The organism is Streptomyces smaragdinus, assembly GCF_009604385.1.
In the GTDB taxonomy this organism is placed as follows: domain Bacteria; phylum Actinomycetota; class Actinomycetes; order Streptomycetales; family Streptomycetaceae; genus Streptomyces; species Streptomyces smaragdinus.
On the sequence record NZ_WEGJ01000002.1, the window covers coordinates 538,077 to 552,503 of the forward strand.

15 protein-coding genes and 2 pseudogenes are annotated in these 14,427 nt (G+C 69.4%); 13 read left to right on the forward strand and 4 right to left on the reverse strand.

Annotated features, from left to right (window positions below):
- Positions 1-84: 84 nt before the first annotated feature.
- The 7 genes from SRB5_RS06010 to SRB5_RS37715 all read left to right on the forward strand — a co-directional run bounded on the left by SRB5_RS06010 (position 85) and on the right by SRB5_RS37715 (position 6,930).
- Complete coding sequence (locus tag SRB5_RS06010; protein ID WP_153450336.1) at positions 85-966, forward strand: VOC family protein; 882 nt, start codon at positions 85-87, stop codon at positions 964-966.
- A 97-nt stretch (positions 967-1,063) separates the two neighbouring features.
- Positions 1,064-2,098, forward strand: coding sequence for a dihydrodipicolinate synthase family protein (locus tag SRB5_RS06015; protein WP_153450337.1), 1,035 nt, complete (start codon positions 1,064-1,066; stop codon positions 2,096-2,098).
- A gap of 11 nt (positions 2,099-2,109) precedes the next feature.
- A complete protein-coding gene (locus SRB5_RS06020) occupies positions 2,110-3,627 on the forward strand; it encodes an aldehyde dehydrogenase family protein (protein WP_153450338.1) in 1,518 nt (505 codons plus the stop codon).
- A gap of 11 nt (positions 3,628-3,638) precedes the next feature.
- Positions 3,639-3,923 carry a Dabb family protein gene (locus SRB5_RS06025; protein ID WP_194292848.1) on the forward strand — a complete coding sequence of 95 codons (285 nt, stop codon included), beginning with the start codon at positions 3,639-3,641 and terminating at the stop codon, positions 3,921-3,923.
- Between the two features lie 49 nt (positions 3,924-3,972).
- Positions 3,973-4,719, forward strand: a complete 747-nt coding sequence (locus tag SRB5_RS06030; protein WP_153450340.1) for a class II aldolase/adducin family protein — start codon at positions 3,973-3,975, stop codon at positions 4,717-4,719.
- A 7-nt stretch (positions 4,720-4,726) separates the two neighbouring features.
- Positions 4,727-6,610, forward strand: a complete 1,884-nt coding sequence (locus SRB5_RS06035; protein ID WP_153450341.1) for an FAD-dependent monooxygenase — start codon at positions 4,727-4,729, stop codon at positions 6,608-6,610.
- 77 nt (positions 6,611-6,687) lie between these two features.
- The gene (locus tag SRB5_RS37715; RefSeq protein WP_194292854.1) at positions 6,688-6,930 is read left to right on the forward strand and encodes a transposase; all 243 of its coding nucleotides are present in this window, start codon (positions 6,688-6,690) and stop codon (positions 6,928-6,930) included.
- Here SRB5_RS37715 and SRB5_RS06045 read toward each other — a convergent pair.
- A pseudogene (locus SRB5_RS06045) lies at positions 6,866-7,303 on the reverse strand (IS110 family transposase); the annotation flags it as partial. The gene SRB5_RS37715 and the pseudogene SRB5_RS06045 overlap by 65 nt on opposite strands.
- A 387-nt stretch (positions 7,304-7,690) precedes the next feature.
- Here SRB5_RS06045 and SRB5_RS35830 point away from each other — a divergent pair.
- Positions 7,691-7,897 (forward strand): VOC family protein, encoded by a 207-nt coding sequence (locus tag SRB5_RS35830; RefSeq protein ID WP_323377142.1) that lies wholly within the window; start codon positions 7,691-7,693, stop codon positions 7,895-7,897.
- Here the strand turns inward: SRB5_RS35830 and SRB5_RS36305 are convergent.
- Both SRB5_RS36305 and SRB5_RS06055 read right to left on the reverse strand, forming a co-directional pair.
- On the reverse strand, positions 7,857-8,069 hold the full coding sequence (locus SRB5_RS36305; protein ID WP_228389796.1) for a hypothetical protein: 213 nt from the start codon (positions 8,067-8,069) through the stop codon (positions 7,857-7,859). The two genes, SRB5_RS35830 and SRB5_RS36305, sit on opposite strands and share 41 nt — an antisense overlap.
- Before the next feature lie 435 nt (positions 8,070-8,504).
- Positions 8,505-8,894: a winged helix-turn-helix transcriptional regulator gene (locus tag SRB5_RS06055; RefSeq protein ID WP_153450342.1), complete on the reverse strand. Its 390-nt coding sequence runs from the start codon at positions 8,892-8,894 to the stop codon at positions 8,505-8,507.
- A 79-nt stretch (positions 8,895-8,973) separates the two neighbouring features.
- Here SRB5_RS06055 and SRB5_RS06060 point away from each other — a divergent pair, with 79 nt between their 5' ends.
- The 3 genes and pseudogenes from SRB5_RS06060 (at position 8,974) to SRB5_RS06065 (ending at position 10,502) form a co-directional block, all read left to right on the forward strand.
- A complete protein-coding gene (locus SRB5_RS06060; protein ID WP_153450343.1) occupies positions 8,974-9,573 on the forward strand; it encodes an NADPH-dependent F420 reductase in 600 nt (199 codons plus the stop codon).
- A gap of 355 nt (positions 9,574-9,928) precedes the next feature.
- Positions 9,929-10,031: pseudogene (locus SRB5_RS36310) on the forward strand (SAM-dependent methyltransferase); the annotation flags it as partial.
- Between the two features lie 9 nt (positions 10,032-10,040).
- Positions 10,041-10,502, forward strand: a complete 462-nt coding sequence (locus SRB5_RS06065) for an SAM-dependent methyltransferase (protein WP_228389797.1) — start codon at positions 10,041-10,043, stop codon at positions 10,500-10,502.
- 120 nt (positions 10,503-10,622) lie between these two features.
- Here the strand turns inward: SRB5_RS06065 and SRB5_RS06070 are convergent, their stop codons facing one another.
- The gene (locus tag SRB5_RS06070) at positions 10,623-11,846 is read right to left on the reverse strand and encodes a hypothetical protein (RefSeq protein WP_153450344.1); all 1,224 of its coding nucleotides are present in this window, start codon (positions 11,844-11,846) and stop codon (positions 10,623-10,625) included.
- A 141-nt stretch (positions 11,847-11,987) separates the two neighbouring features.
- Here SRB5_RS06070 and SRB5_RS06075 point away from each other — a divergent pair, with 141 nt between their 5' ends.
- Positions 11,988-12,743, forward strand: coding sequence for a TetR/AcrR family transcriptional regulator (locus tag SRB5_RS06075; protein WP_153450345.1), 756 nt, complete (start codon positions 11,988-11,990; stop codon positions 12,741-12,743).
- A 338-nt stretch (positions 12,744-13,081) separates the two neighbouring features.
- Positions 13,082-14,161 carry a hypothetical protein gene (locus SRB5_RS06080; RefSeq protein WP_153450346.1) on the forward strand — a complete coding sequence of 360 codons (1,080 nt, stop codon included), beginning with the start codon at positions 13,082-13,084 and terminating at the stop codon, positions 14,159-14,161.
- The last annotated feature ends 266 nt before the right edge of the window (positions 14,162-14,427 follow it).

Below are 14,427 nucleotides of genomic sequence, written 5' to 3' on the forward strand. Positions count from 1 at the left end.
CCCCCGGGACAAGCCCCACGGGGGCGCCACGTGAGGGGCTTCCCGGCCCCACGCCCTTTTGCGAGCAGAAACCGGAGGTTCCCGATGGTCCGAGTACAGACCCTCAACAGCATCGCCCTGGCTGTGCCCGACCTTGACCGGACGGAGGACTTCTACGTCGATCGCTGGGGTCTGGCCCCCGTCAACGGCGACGGCGACAGCCGGCGTCGTTACCTCCGCACACTGACGTCCGCGCATCACGGCCTCTCCCTCGAGCAGGCACCTGCCGGGACCGAACGCGGCGAGCTCGTCCACATCTCCTTCGACGTCGCGACCCGGGCCGACCTCGACGCGGCCTTCGAGGCGGCACTGGCCGCGGGCGGCCGGGTGGAGCGGGAGCCCGGGGAGGCGGTCGGACCGGGACACGAGGCCGCCGCGGCCGTCCGGGACCCCGACGGCAACGTGGTGCAGATGCTGTACGGGGCGACGCACACCGAACGCATCCACCGAGCGCGGATCGTCGCACCCCGCAAGCTCGGCCACGTGGTCCTCAACACGCCGCGGCGAGCGGCACTGGAGCACTTCTACGCGGCACTCGGGCTGAAGGTGAGCGACCGGACCGCGCGCGGCATGTCGTTCCTGCGCTGCAACCGTGATCACCACAGTCTCGCCGTCTGCGACTCCGGACGCACCGGCGTGCAGCACGTCGCGTTCGACGTCGTCGGGATGGACAGCGTCATGACCGCCCTGGGCGCGCTCACCCGCGAGGGAACGGCCTGCGTCTGGGGCCCCGGACGGCACGGACCGGGCCACAACATCTTCACCTACTACGCCGACCCGGCCGGCGTGTTCATCGAGTACTACGCCGAGCTGGAGCAGGTCGAGGAGGAGATGGAGGGCCCGCTGGAGGCGAGGTTCTGGGGCGAGGAATGGAAGGGCGACACCTGGGGATACGCCGGCCCGCCGCCGCCCGACTTCACGAAGTGACCTGATCGCTCCCCGGGTGACCGAACCCGCCTGTGCGGTCGGAGACAACAGTGCGAAGCGCGCCGCCCACGGCGCGTGAGAAGGAGTGTGGATCTTGATGGAACAGCAGATGGCCGGCCCGGCCCCCGGGACAGGAGGCACGGCCGTGATAACCGCCGCGGAGATCAACGGCATGTACGGGATCATCCCGACCCCGGCGCTGCCCGGCGCCGATCGGCTCGACGCCGTCGACACCGTCGACACCGACGAGACCGCACGGCTCGTTGACCGGCTCGTGCGCGACGGAGCCTCCGGGATCATCGCCCTCGGTACGACGGGCGAGTGCCCGGCCCTGAGCGAGGACGACTTCGACGTCGTCGTCGACACAGTGGTCGGGGCGGTCGCCGGCCGGGTGCCGGTCTTCGTCGGCGCCACCGGCGCGGGCGGTCACGGCACAGCCCGCCGGCTGCGGAAGGTGGCCGACTCCGGAGCGACGGGCGCCCTGCTCGGCCTGCCGATGTGGCAGCCGCTGACCACCGCGATGGCGGTTGACTACTTCGCCCAGGCGAGCGAGGCCTTCCCCGAGCTCGCGCTCATGGTCTACGCCAACGCCCGCGCCTTCCGCTACCAGTTCCCCGTCGACTTCTGGCGGGGCGTGTTCGCCGAAGCGCCCACCGTCACCTCGGCGAAGGTGTCCCGGGCGCCGCAGCTGGAGCGCATGCTGGAGGTCACCGAGGGCAAGGTCAACTTCGTCCCGAGCGACATGGTCGTGCACGACTTCGCCGCACGCGCGCCCCGGACCACCACCGCCTGCTGGGCCACCGCCGCGGGCATGGGGCCGGAGCCCTCGATCGCTCTGATGGACGCGCTGACCCGCGGCGACACCAAGGCCGCGCAAAAGGCGGCGGCCGACATCGCATGGGCCAACGAGCCACTGGCACACCTCTTCGCCGACCAGGAGATCTTCGCCTCGTACAACACCCAGATCGAGAAGGCCCGGATCGCCGCCGCCGGCTACTGCCGGCCGGGACCGGCTCGATCGCCGTACCACCACCTGCCGCAGGAGTACGCCGCCGCTTCCGCCGCCTGCGGGGAACGCTGGCGTGAGCTGCGCGCGCGGACGGCCCCCGCCGGGACGAACCACCAGAAGTGACGAGGAAGCCCATGTCATCCACCGCCACCACACCGTACGAGGCCGACTACGCGCCCCACCGGGCAACGCTCGACGCGATCCGCTCCCGCGACTGGGGCCTGCTCATCGACAACGAGCCGCGTCCGGCCGCCGGCGGAGCGACCTTCACCACGTACGACCCGGCCACCGAACTCCCCCTGGCCGAGGTCGCCGACGGGGGTGAGGCGGACGTCGAAGCCGCCGTGCGTTCGGGCCGGCGCGGCTTCGAGACCTGGAGCCGCTATTCGCCCCAGGGCCGGGCCTCGGCGCTCCGCGAACTCGCCGGGCACATCCGGGCCAACGCCGCGGAACTGGGCCTCCTCGACGCCCTCGACGGCGGCAGTCCCGTCACCGCGATGCGCAAGGACGCCCTGTGGGCGGCCGACCATCTCGAGATGTTCGCCGACTGGGCGCTGATGATCAAGGGCGAGACCTACCCGGGTTCCGGGACCGGTCTGCACTACTCGCGGCCCGAGCCCTACGGGGTCGTCGGCCGGATCATCCCGTTCAACCACCCGGTCTTCTTCGGGGCGGGAAAGCTCGGCGCGCCGCTGATGGCGGGCAACGCCGTCGTCCTGAAGCCGCCGCCGCAGGCACCGCTGTCGGCGATCCGCCTCGGTGAGCTGATCGCACAGGTGCTGCCTCCGGGTGTGGTCACCATCGTCAACGGCGCCAGACCGGCGCCGGGCGTGGCGATCGCCGCGCACCCGGAGATCGAGCGGATCGCCTTCATCGGCAGTGAGTGGACCGGACGTGAGATCCAGCGCGTCGCCGCCGGGGCGGGCGTCAAGCATGTGAGCCTGGAACTGGGCGGCAAGAACGCCATGGTGGTCCTGGACGACGCCGACATCGAGGCGGCGGCCCGGGGCGCCGTGTTCGGCATGAACTTCACCGCCACCCAGGGCGAGTCCTGCGGATCGAACTCGCGGCTCCTGGTGCACCGGTCCATCGCCGACCAGGTCCTGGCCCGCGTCGTCGAACTCGTCGAACAGATCGACGTCGGCGTGCCGGTGTCCGAGTCCACCATGATGGGCGCGCTCGTCTCGCGCGAGCACTTCGAGCGGGTGAGCCGCTACATCGACATCGGCCGTACGGAAGGAGCCGTCCTCGCCACGGGCGGAGGCCGCCCCGCCCACCTGCCGGAAGGCCTGTTCCTCGAGCCCACCGTGTTCTCCGGTGTCACCCCCGGCATGACGATCGCCCAGGAAGAGATCTTCGGTCCGGTGCTCTCGGTGCTCACCTTCGACACCGACGACGAGGCGGTCGGGATCGCGAACGGCGTCCGCTACGGCCTGACCGCCAGCGTGTGGACGCGGGACGTCGGCCGGGCGCACCGGTTCGCCGAGGACCTGCGGGCCGGATACGTGTGGATCAACGACTCCTCGCGGCACTTCCCCGGACTGCCGTTCGGCGGCGTCAAGGCCTCGGGCCTCGGCAAGGAGGAAAGCCTCGAGGAGATCCTCTCCTTCACGCAGTCCAAGACAGTCAGCATCCCCCGCGGGGAGCGATGATGCTCCACCACGTGATTTCCCTGCGTTTCCACGAGGGCACCACCGACGAGCAGATCCGCCGGATGGCCGACGGCCTCCTCGGTCTGCGGGACAGGATCGGCACCATCCGGTCGATGCGGATGGGCAGGGACCTGCGGATCCGGCCGGACAACTTCGACTTCTCCTCGCTGATCGAGTTCGACGACGAGGCCGGCTACCTCGAGTTCCGTGACCACCCGGCCCACCAGCAGGTGGTACGCGAGCTCATCCGGCCCATCATGGCCGAGCGCGCCGGCGTCGTGTTCCTCAGCTCATGACCGCGTACCGCACGACCGCGTACCACGAACCAGCCGGAGGACCGGCCTCATGACCACTCTCACCACGACACAGGCAGCGGACCTGGTCGCCGCGAACCGTATCCTCGTCCGCCAGGGTGTCCTGGACGCCTTCGGGCATGTCAGTGCGCGGACCGCCCCCGGCGCCGACACGTTCTGGCTGTCCCGCAACCTCGCGCCGGGCTCGGTGACCGCGTCCGACCTGCTCGAGCACGACCTGGACGGGCACACTCGCGACCCGCGCCGCACCTACCTGGAACGCTTCATCCACGCCGAGATCTACCGCCGCCGACCGGACGTCATGGCAGTCGTGCACAGCCACTCACCTTCGGTCGTGCCGTTCAGCGTCGTCGGCACCGGGCTGCGGCCGGTCCTCCACATGGCCGGCTTCCTCGGGGGACGGGCCATACCGGTGTTCGAGATCAGTGACGTCGCCGGAGACGCCAGCGACCTGCTCATCACCTCGTCGCCGCTCGGTGCCGCACTCGCCGGGACGCTCGGTGACTCACCCGTCGCGCTGATGCGCGGCCACGGCTCGGTCGCCGTCGGCGGTTCGCTCCAGGAGGCCGTCTACCGGGCGGTCTACACCGAGGCCAACGCCCACGCCCAGGCCACGGCGCTCGCTCTCGGACAACCGCGGTACCTGTCGGCCGGTGAGGCAGCGGCGGCGAACGCGACCATCAGCGGTCAGGCCGTCCGGGCGTGGGACGTCTGGCACGAACAGGTACGGCCGGACATCCCGGCCGGAGACCTGGCCCCCGGCCCGGGACAGGAGTGAGACCGGCATGCAGTTCCATCACTTCGGTTACGTCTCCGGGGACCCGCGTATCCAGCCCGCCTCCGATGCCGCACCGAGCCGTCCGGACGCCATACCCGACGAGATCGACGTTCTCGTCGTGGGCACCGGACCGGCCGGCATGATCACCGCGGCTCAGCTCGCCCAGTTCCCCGGGATCACCACCCGTATCATCGAGCGCCGCGCGGGCCGCCTGCAGACCGGTCACGCCGACGGTCTCCAGGCGCGGAGTGTCGAGACCTTCCAGGCGTTCGGATTCGCGGAGCGGCTGGCCGCCGAGGCACACCACGTCACCGAGTTCGCCTTCTGGCAGCCTGACCCGGACGATCACACCCGCATCGTCCGGACCGGCCGGTCGCCGGACGACCCCAAGGGCCTGAGCGAGTTCCCGCACATCCTCGTCAACCAGGCGCGGGTGCTCGACTACTTCGCCGAGTCCATGGCGAACTCACCGAGCCGCATGCGCCCGGACTTCGGCGTGGAGTACCTCGGCCACCAGGTCCTCCCCGGGGCCCGCCACCCCGTGCTCGTCAGGCTGAAGCAGTCCGAGGGCGAGTCCGCGGGCAAGGAGTTCCACATCCGGGCGAAGTACCTCGTGGGAGCCGACGGCGCGCACAGCAAGGTGCGCCGGGCCATCGGCTGCCGGTTCGAAGGCCACAGCGCCAACCACGCATGGGGCGTCCTCGACGTCCTGGCGGACACCGACTTCCCCGACATCCGGCTGCTGTCGACCGTCCAGTCGGGCCACCACGGCAACATGATGGTCATTCCCCGCGAAGGCGGGTTCCTGTTCCGCGTGTACGTCGACCTGGGCGAGGTCCCCGCCGACGACGCGGGGAAGGTGCGCGACACGCCGGTGGAGGCCGTCATCGCGAAGGCCGCCGCGATCTTGCACCCGTACTCGCTGGACGTGAAGAAGGTGGCCTGGTTCAGCGTCTACGAGGTCGGCCACAGGCTCGCCGAACAGTTCGACGACGTACCGCCGACCGAAACCGGCGACCGCCTGCCGCGCGTGTTCATCCTGGGCGACGCCTGCCACACACACAGCGCCAAGGGCGGCCAGGGAATGAACGTCTCCCTGCAGGACGGGTTCAACCTCGGCTGGAAACTGGGACACGTCCTGGACGGCCGGGCGCCGAAGGAACTGCTCACCACGTACGGCGCGGAACGCAAGATCATCGCGAAGAACCTGATCGACTTCGACATGGCGTGGTCCGCGATGATGGCCAGGAAGACCGCCGAATTCGCCGACGCCGCGGAGTTGCCGGAGTACTTCAAGTCCACGGAGGAGTTCCGCACCGGCTTCCGGACGCAATACGCCCCCTCGGTGATCGTCGGCCGGCTGGTGTACCAGGACCTGGCCAAGGGCTTCCCGATCGGGCAGCGCTTCGCCTCCGCCAGGGTACGGCGGGTGGCCGACACCAATCCCGTACACCTGGGGCATCACGCGACAGCCGACGGGCGCTGGAGGATCTATGTGTTCGCGGACGAGGCGGCGCCCGGCGGCGACCGCTCCGCGGTCGCCGGCCTCGCGAGATGGCTCACCACGTCCCCCGACTCGCCGCTGGCCGGACTCCCGCAGGGCATCCGCCCCCACGACTGGTTCGACCTCAAGGTCGTCTACCAGCAGGACCACCGTGCGATCGAACTCTCCCAGGTACCCGGCGTCTTCAAACCGAGAACAGGCCCCTTCGCCCTGGTCGACCTCGAACGGGTCTACGCCGTGATGCCGGAGGACGACATCTTCGAGGCACGCGCCATCGACCGCGGTGGTGTTGTCGTCGTCGTGCGACCGGATCAGTATGTCGCGCACGTCCTGCCGCTGACCGCGACCGACGAGCTGGCCGGTTTCTTCGCACGGCTGCGCCGGTGAGCCCCCGGCACCGGAGAGCCGTCGATCAACTCCTCGATCGTGTAGGTGTGCTGGGGCGTGTCTTCAAACGATTACGAATGGTGGATCACAGTGGGGCGATACATCGCCATGAACTGTCCGATGCCGGGTGGGAGTTCGTCCGGCTGCTTCTGCCTCAGTCCTTGCTCGGGCGTAAACGGCTGGACGACCGCACCGTGCTGAACGGGATCGCGTGGAGGTTTCGGACCGGTGCCGCATGGCGGGATGTACCCGAGCGATACGGTCGGCGAGCTCGATGGACCGCAGGGTGTGCGGCATGGTGCGGGCCGCATCGGCGATGACGTGCGTGTCGCGGGCGTCGGTTTTTGTTTCCCCTGGGTAGAGGTCCGCGATCCGGCGCATCGTCAGGCCCGGGAGGTAGGCGATACGGCAGCCTTGTGTGCGGCCCACGGCCATGGGCAGCGCGCCTATGGAGGCCGGCTGGTCGACGATCACCAGCACTCTCCCATGCTTGGCCTGCAGCTTCGCGAAGATCTCGCGTAGCTTCGGTTCGGTGTTGGGCAGCCGCTTGTCCAGGACCGTCTTGCCCGAGGGGGTGAGCGCGGTGGCGTGGTGTTCGCCCTTGCCCACGTCCAGGCCGAGGTAGACGTCGATGCTGTCGTTGGTCACGCCTCGACTCCCGCGCTCGAACTTCCCCGGCCCTACCTGCGGCATCAGCGTGCCGGCATCCACGTTACGAAGAGACCGCCTTTCCCGGGTTCGGGATCAGCGCTCGTGCCCCTGACCAGCGGTCTGCCAATGCCTCCGGCATCCGGTGGCACCACCTTTTCGATCATGATCGACTGGGGCTCCAAGTCATGCCGGGGCCGAAGGCCGGGAGCCCCGTTGCGGGGCCAGGAAAACGGTAACGGGGCTCCGCAGTCCGGGTCCCGGATGCTCCAGGGGCGGTTTTGGCGGGCCGACCAGCGAGATCCACGGCCTGCGACAACCTGGGCCGCCCGCTCGCCTTCACCGTCACGGACGGTAGCACCAACGACTTCACCCAGTTCACCACCGTGATGCAAGCGATCCGGTACCCCGTATCGGCCCGGACGGCCCCGCGTGCCGCCGGACCGTTTGCTGGGCGACTTCCGGGTCGGCGATCTGGATTCGGCGGTCGCCGAGGCGGTGACCCTGGGCGCTACGGTGGCGGAATTCCAGCCGCAGGAGAGTGTCCGCGTACTCTTCGATCCGGCCGGACACCCCTTCTGCCTCCGGGGTCGGGTCGCTACAGCTTCCGGGCCAGGCCGTCTTCCTCCAAGGCCTTGACCTGGTCCAGGTCCCAGCCGTCGGCGAGGGCGTCGACCAGGTGGCGGGAGAAGAAGTGGACGGCGAAGCCCCCGTGCTCCCAGATGTTGTCGCTGTACCCAATCCCGGCCCAGAAGTGGGCGTCGCCCGTGCGCCGGACGGTGTAGACGAAGACGCCACCGGGGCGCGGCACCCGGCGGACATCGGTGACCGGTCCACCGAGGCATCGCCGGCGCAGCGGTCTCGCGCACGTCCTGCACCGCGGGGGTGACCCGCTCCGCCGTCCCCTGCGCCGCAGCTGCTCCAGACCGACCGGGCTGAAATTCGTGGCCCGTACGGAGAAGCCCTCACGCGCGAAGTACAACGCGTCACGGCCATGACCCGCGCCCAGCTCCAGCACCTCACGCGTCCCGCACCCCGGAAGACGTCAGCGGCACGGACAACTGGCTCGGACGGCTCCTCCCCGCGCATCCCAGGGCGCGCGTCGTACGTCCGCTGCCAGTGCTCCCGCTGGACCTCGGCCAGCTCCGGCTGCGACGTTCCCATACCTCTCTCACTGCTCCGTCTGCGCCGGGGATCCTCTGCGTATCCAGCCAGGACACTGGTGGCGCCCGTTTCCGCTCCTGCTTCAGGAGCTGTGCTGGGAGTCCCAGGCGGCTCGGCTGGCGGTGATGGTACCTCTGTGCTCCTCGGCCCAGTCGGCGAGCGATCTCAGCGGGATGGTCAGCGACTGGCCGGTGGCGGTGAGCGCGTACTCGACGCGCGGGGGTCGCATGTCGATGACCGTTCGAGTGAGGAGGCCGTCGCGTTCCAGGCGCTGGAGGGTGAGTGTCAGCATGCGCTGCGAGATGCCGTCAATCGAGCGCTGCAGAGCGCGAAACCGAACCGGTTCGCGCGCGAGTGCGGCGACTACGAGGATCGACCACTTGTCCCCGATTCGGTCAAGAACGTCCTTGAGTGAGCACTCAACGGCACTGAACCGCGCCGTCATGGTCACATCGGTGTGCCTATCGCTCATGGAAGTACCTCCTGTTGCCGGGCCTCCATGGTTACTACCGTTGTGTTGGTAATCAACAGTTACCACGAAGGGATGCGGCATGAAGATCGGAATTCTTGGCGCCGGGCGCATGGGGCGAGGGCTCGCGGAGCTTCTCGGGAAGGCCGGGCACGAGGTCGTCGTCGGGTCGCGGATGCCGGGCAGATCGTCGTTTCCGGCCGTTTCCCTGAACCACGCGATCACCCGGAGCGAGGTTGTCTTCATCGCGCTGCCGCACACGGCGATCGAGCCCAACGCCGAACTGCTGGCCACTGTCACACCCGACACCGTCGTCGTCGACCTGGCCAATGGAGTCCGCGTAGAGGACGGCCGGATCCGGTCAGTACTGGAACGACCGCACGGACGGTGGGTGGCGGATCTCCTGCCGCAGGCGCGGGTGGTGCGTGCGTTCACGCACGTGCCTGACGAACTGCTGGTCAGCCGCGCGGTACGCCAACCGAATACCTGGGCGATCGCGGTGGCGGCCGACGACGCCGGCGCGCTTGCGATCGTCAGTGAGCTGGTCCGGTCGGCCGGTTACGTTCCGGTGCCGGTCGGCGATCTGAACCACTCGGCCGTCCTTGACCCCGGCGGTCCTCTGTTCCCGAACATGTATCTGCCCGGGGACATGTGTGACCTTCTGGACCGTCAGGGTGCGTGAGCAGGGGGCCCTGGCGGTGCCGGGGCCCCCTGCTGTCACGACCGGGCTCTTCTACGGCGCGCTGTCCACGACCACGGCGTTCGTGGCGTCCTTGGCGACCTTCTCCACGGAGCCGATCCACGCCCTGACTTCAAGGTTCACGATGTACGCCAGGCATCCAGCGAGAACGTACTGTTCAGGAAGACTCTCTTCATGACCGGGGAACAATCTGCGAAACCGATGGGAACGAGGCCGACCGGGGCTGCCCCCGGAAGTTCAGCCGCGGATGCCGACGTAGGCGTACGGGAGGTTCGGCTCGTACGCCCGTGTCGGTGTCGACGGCCCAGACGCGGCCCAGTTCGTCGATGGTCGCTTCCTGGAGGCTCGACGAGTCCGGAACGGATTCGGTACGGATACCACGGTCTCCCACCCGGCGCGGGTCTCGAACTACTGGCTGGGCGGCAAGGACAACTACAAGGTCGACCGGCATGCGCCTGCTCGCCTCGAGCCCCGAAGGCGTGACCGACTACATCGACGCCGACCTGCGCGATCCCGACCGGATCCTGACCGAGGCCGCGAAGACGCTGGACCTCACCCAGCCCATCGCCGGCACCGTGCTCGGCGTGCTGATTTTCATCCCCGACGACGAAGAAGCCAGCTCGATCATGAAGCGGCTGCGGGATGCCCTGCCCTCGGGCAGCCACCTGGCCCTGACGTCCACTGCCAACGCCATCCACGGCGAGCGGACGGACGAGGCGGTGCGGGTGTGGAACGAGAGCGGCTCCGCGCCGATGGTCGTTCGCTCCACCGAGCTGATCACGAGCTTCTTCGACGGGATGGAGATCCTGGACCCCGGCCTGGGCCCGCTGTCGCGCCGGCGACGCGACCCCAGCGCGATCGGGACCGCGCCCGAGGTCGACGAGTTCGCCGCGGTGGCACGCAAGCCGTAGCACACGCGCAGCGATGTCCGGTCCGAACTCGTGATCGATTGAGAGCACTTCTGCCGGCTCGCCCCGATCGCCTTCGGCTATCCGCATCCTACGACCCAGGCAGCCCCGGGTGTCGTGTGGTTATGGCGCGACGAAGTTGTCCTTGAGGTTCGTGGCGCGGTGGTGGTCGGGTGCGGGTCCGAGTTTTTGCGGTTCACTGCCGGCCGCGGTGAGGTCGACGCGGTAGACGTCGTCCTCGCCGAGGAGGTAGAGGTTCCGGTGGTCGCCCGACAGGCCGAACGCGGTGATGCCGCGGTCGGTCTTGGGGGCGATGACGCGGCTGACGGCGAGGTTCGTGGTGTGGAGTACGTCGTAGTCGTCCCGGGCGAGGCCGGGGTCGATGCGCAAGGTGTAGAAGCCCCCGCCGGGACCCGTTCCGCCGCCGTCGTGGCAGAGCAGTTCGGTGGCCGACAGCCACATCAGCGGGAGGCAGGTCGCGTAGTCCTCGGAATTGGTCCGCAGGCCCATCCAGTACGGCGGCTCGCCCGGGATCCGGTCGGCGTCGTCGACCTTGCCGGTGATGACGCGCAGGTCGAGTTCGCTGCCGTCGCCCCAGGCCGCGAAGCGGCCCGAAGGGTGGACGACGGGGCACAGGACGGCGTCGTCGCCCAGCGGCCGGAAGTAGTACGGGTCGTCGCCGGACCACCCGGCGTCGCAGCCGGTGCGGATCTTGTGGTGGGTGAGCCGGCCCGTGCGGTCGACGGAGGCGATCTCCATGTTGTCGCGGAACCACAGCGTGCCGTCGGGTGTGAACCCCGGGTCCTGCTGGTTGACGTCCTCGGTCGCGTACCCGTCGCCCTCCTGGGCCGCGGAGACGTCGGTGAATTCCCCGGTGGCGACGTCGAGGCGGCCGATGTGCCCGCTGATCCCGTCCCCGACCTGAACGGCGATCTCCTTGCCGTCCGGTGACACGGGGCTGAGGTCCGGATGCGTCCCGCCGCCGCACGGGTCCACGACCACGACCGCGTCGGGCTCCACCTGGGCCTTGGCGGCGATCTGTGCCAGGGGCTGGGTGAGGGGGGTGTAGTCGGCGGAGGCGACGATCTTGCGGAAGTCCGTGTCGTACGCGTCTGCGTGCCAGTTGTCCCCCTCGTCCAGCCAGCACAGCACCGGACCGTCCGCGGCCAGCACCTTCGCCAGTGCCGGTCCGAGTTCCGCGAGTGTCGGCCCGGCCGGTGAGCCCGCCCCGGCCGGATCGTCCCGGCCGGGTACCGGTGCGTCGTTCGATCCGCATCCTGCCAGGAGCAGCGCGGCGGCCAGCGCCGCTGCGGCCGTACGGACTCCACCGCTCGATGACACACGCATGCCGTGGTCCCCCTTCAGTCGTAACAACTGCATAGAAAGTAAAAGGGCATTACTTCGTTGGCATCTTTAACCACATAACATGTCTGCAGCGCAAGCCCGGCCGGTCACCGCGCCGGCCGCGGACCACCGACGGGAGCAGACATGCCAGGGCCGACCAGCGACGACCATTCCGACGCCCCGCTCTCCCGCCGGGAACGCCAGCGCCTCGAACTGCGCGAGGAGGCGGTGCGCACCGCCCGCGAACTGCTCGCCGCGGGCGGCCCGGAGAACCTGACGCTCTCCGCCGTCGCACGCGCCGTCGGCGTCACTCCGCCGGCGCTGTACCGGCACTTCGAAGGCGGCCGGGAAGGGGTCGTACGGGCCGTCTACCACCTCCTCGTCGAGGAGTTCTCCAGCACTGTCGAGCAGGCCGCCGCCCGGTACGAGAGCCACGGTGTCAGCGCCCAGATCCATGCGGGATGCCGGGCGGTCCTGGACTGGTCACTGGCCAACCGGCCCGAATTCGACCTCGTGATGGGTGCCCAGTTCGCGCGTATCTCCACCTCGGGCGGAGCGATCCCGGTCGCGCTCGCGGAGCGCCTGGGAGGCGTCTTCGCCGCGCTCTTCGACCGCCTCGTCCGTGAGCACGGCCTGATCCCGCCGGCCGAGACCGACATCACGCCCGCCCTGCTGCCGCAGATCGTCGTGTACGGGCGCAGCGTGTGCCCGGACCAGCCGGTGGGCGTCGCGTATCTGATGTTCACCTGCTGGCGGCAGGTCTACGGCGTGGTCTGCATGGCGGCGAACCGGCATCTGGACTTCGCCTACCACGAATACGACGCGGTATTCGAGGACCTGATGGACCGCATACTCCGCCTGCTCGGCCTCACCCGCAGCCCGATCTTCGGGGCAGGCTGACTTTGTCTTGATCGTGTGCGCGTTTGATCACGGATCGATCTCACCGTCGGACATGGTTGTCCTTTCATCTACCTTGATCTGCCGGGGAGTCCGGGACCGTCCCGGCGCCCCCGACCGAACGGATACGGCGGGGACAAGGTGCGATTCACACGAGTAACGATGGCGGCGCTGGCGGGACTGGCGCTGGCCATGGGAGCGGCGGGCTGCGGGAACGACGGCGAGAGCGCCGCGGGCACCCCCGACGAGTTGGCGCAGGAGAACGGAGGAAGGGCACAGGCAGGCTTCGGCGGAGCGGCGCAGAGACTGCGGAAGGTCTTCTCCCACGAGGGCCCAGTCGTGTGCACCGGAATCCTGGACTGGACTGGACAGCCACCGCCTACGACGAGGACTTCCGCAAGCCCGTCGCACAGGTGTCATTCACGGAACTCAAGCCCACGCTCGACCAGCTGGCGAAGAAGGCCGGCGGTACCGACGCCGCCCTCGCCGATCCGTGCTCCCCGGGACTGAGCCCGCTGTCGCCGGACGGGAAACGGCTGGCCATCGGCGTCAAATGGCCGGACCAGATGTCGGGCAGCGCGGTACACGGCGTGGGCTGGGTGAATCTGGACGACAGCTCGTTCGAGGACCTCACCCAGGCGGCGTCCGCATCGGACTACGCGGCGGAGGAAGTCCTGGACCAAAACCCTGGATTCGCGGCCGACGGTTCGTTCTGGTTCGTACGCGGCGACGAGTACCAGCGGGCCGACGCGGCCGGCAAGGTGACCAAGCATGAAGTCAGCGGCGCGTGTTACGAGGACGCCGAGCTCGACGGCTGGTACCAGGCGGTGGAGGACCTCGCGGTGCCATGCGCCGCGCCGGTGCACCCCAGCGGCGGACTCGTCGTCCGCAAGATCAACGACGGACTGTCGCTGGAGCCCGTGGGCAAGCGGTACGACTCGCTGGGGGCACTGCCCGACGGCGGCCACTACTCCAAGGACCGCCCGCCGGCGACCGTCGTCACCCCGCAGGGTACGAACGGACCGACGATGTGCTCACCGGTCACATGGCTGAGTGAGACGGAACTGCTGTGCGAGTCGGCCGGATTCTTCACCCTGAAGTTCCCCGCGGACCTGATCGCCGACGCAGCCCACCCGGCCTCGGACAGCCCGTACCCGTACCCGCAGGTCCCGGTCGCGGCGGAGGTCGCACCCCCCTCGGACCGCGAGATCCTCACCCGCGCCGTATCCGCGGACCGTACGGCGCTGTACATACTCGCCGGCGGCGACACCCGCGGCGGCCCCGGCAAGGTCTACCGCGCGGATCTGACCCAGCCCGGCAAGCCGGCGGAGATCGGCCCGCTGCCACCAGGAGCGCAGGAGGCGGACAGCGTCACCCTGCGGATGGGCCCCCTCACCGTCCCCGCCCAGTCGGTCAGCTGAAACCCGCCGTTCCTGTCCCGGCCTCTACGCAGACCGGGACAGGAACGGCACCATGGCGGAAGTCCCGGACGAGGCGGTGCATGCCGACCACCTTCTGCGAGTGGTGGCTGAGGGAGAAACGGCAGGGGGGACACGCTGGTGGGGGATGTGGCTGGATCTCATCCGCCTCGCCCCGGTCAACGACGCCACTCGCCCGCATGTCACGGAGTGCTGTCGCAGTCCGGAGGAGCCGCAGTGTTCAGGCCCTCATGAGCCCGGACGGGCAT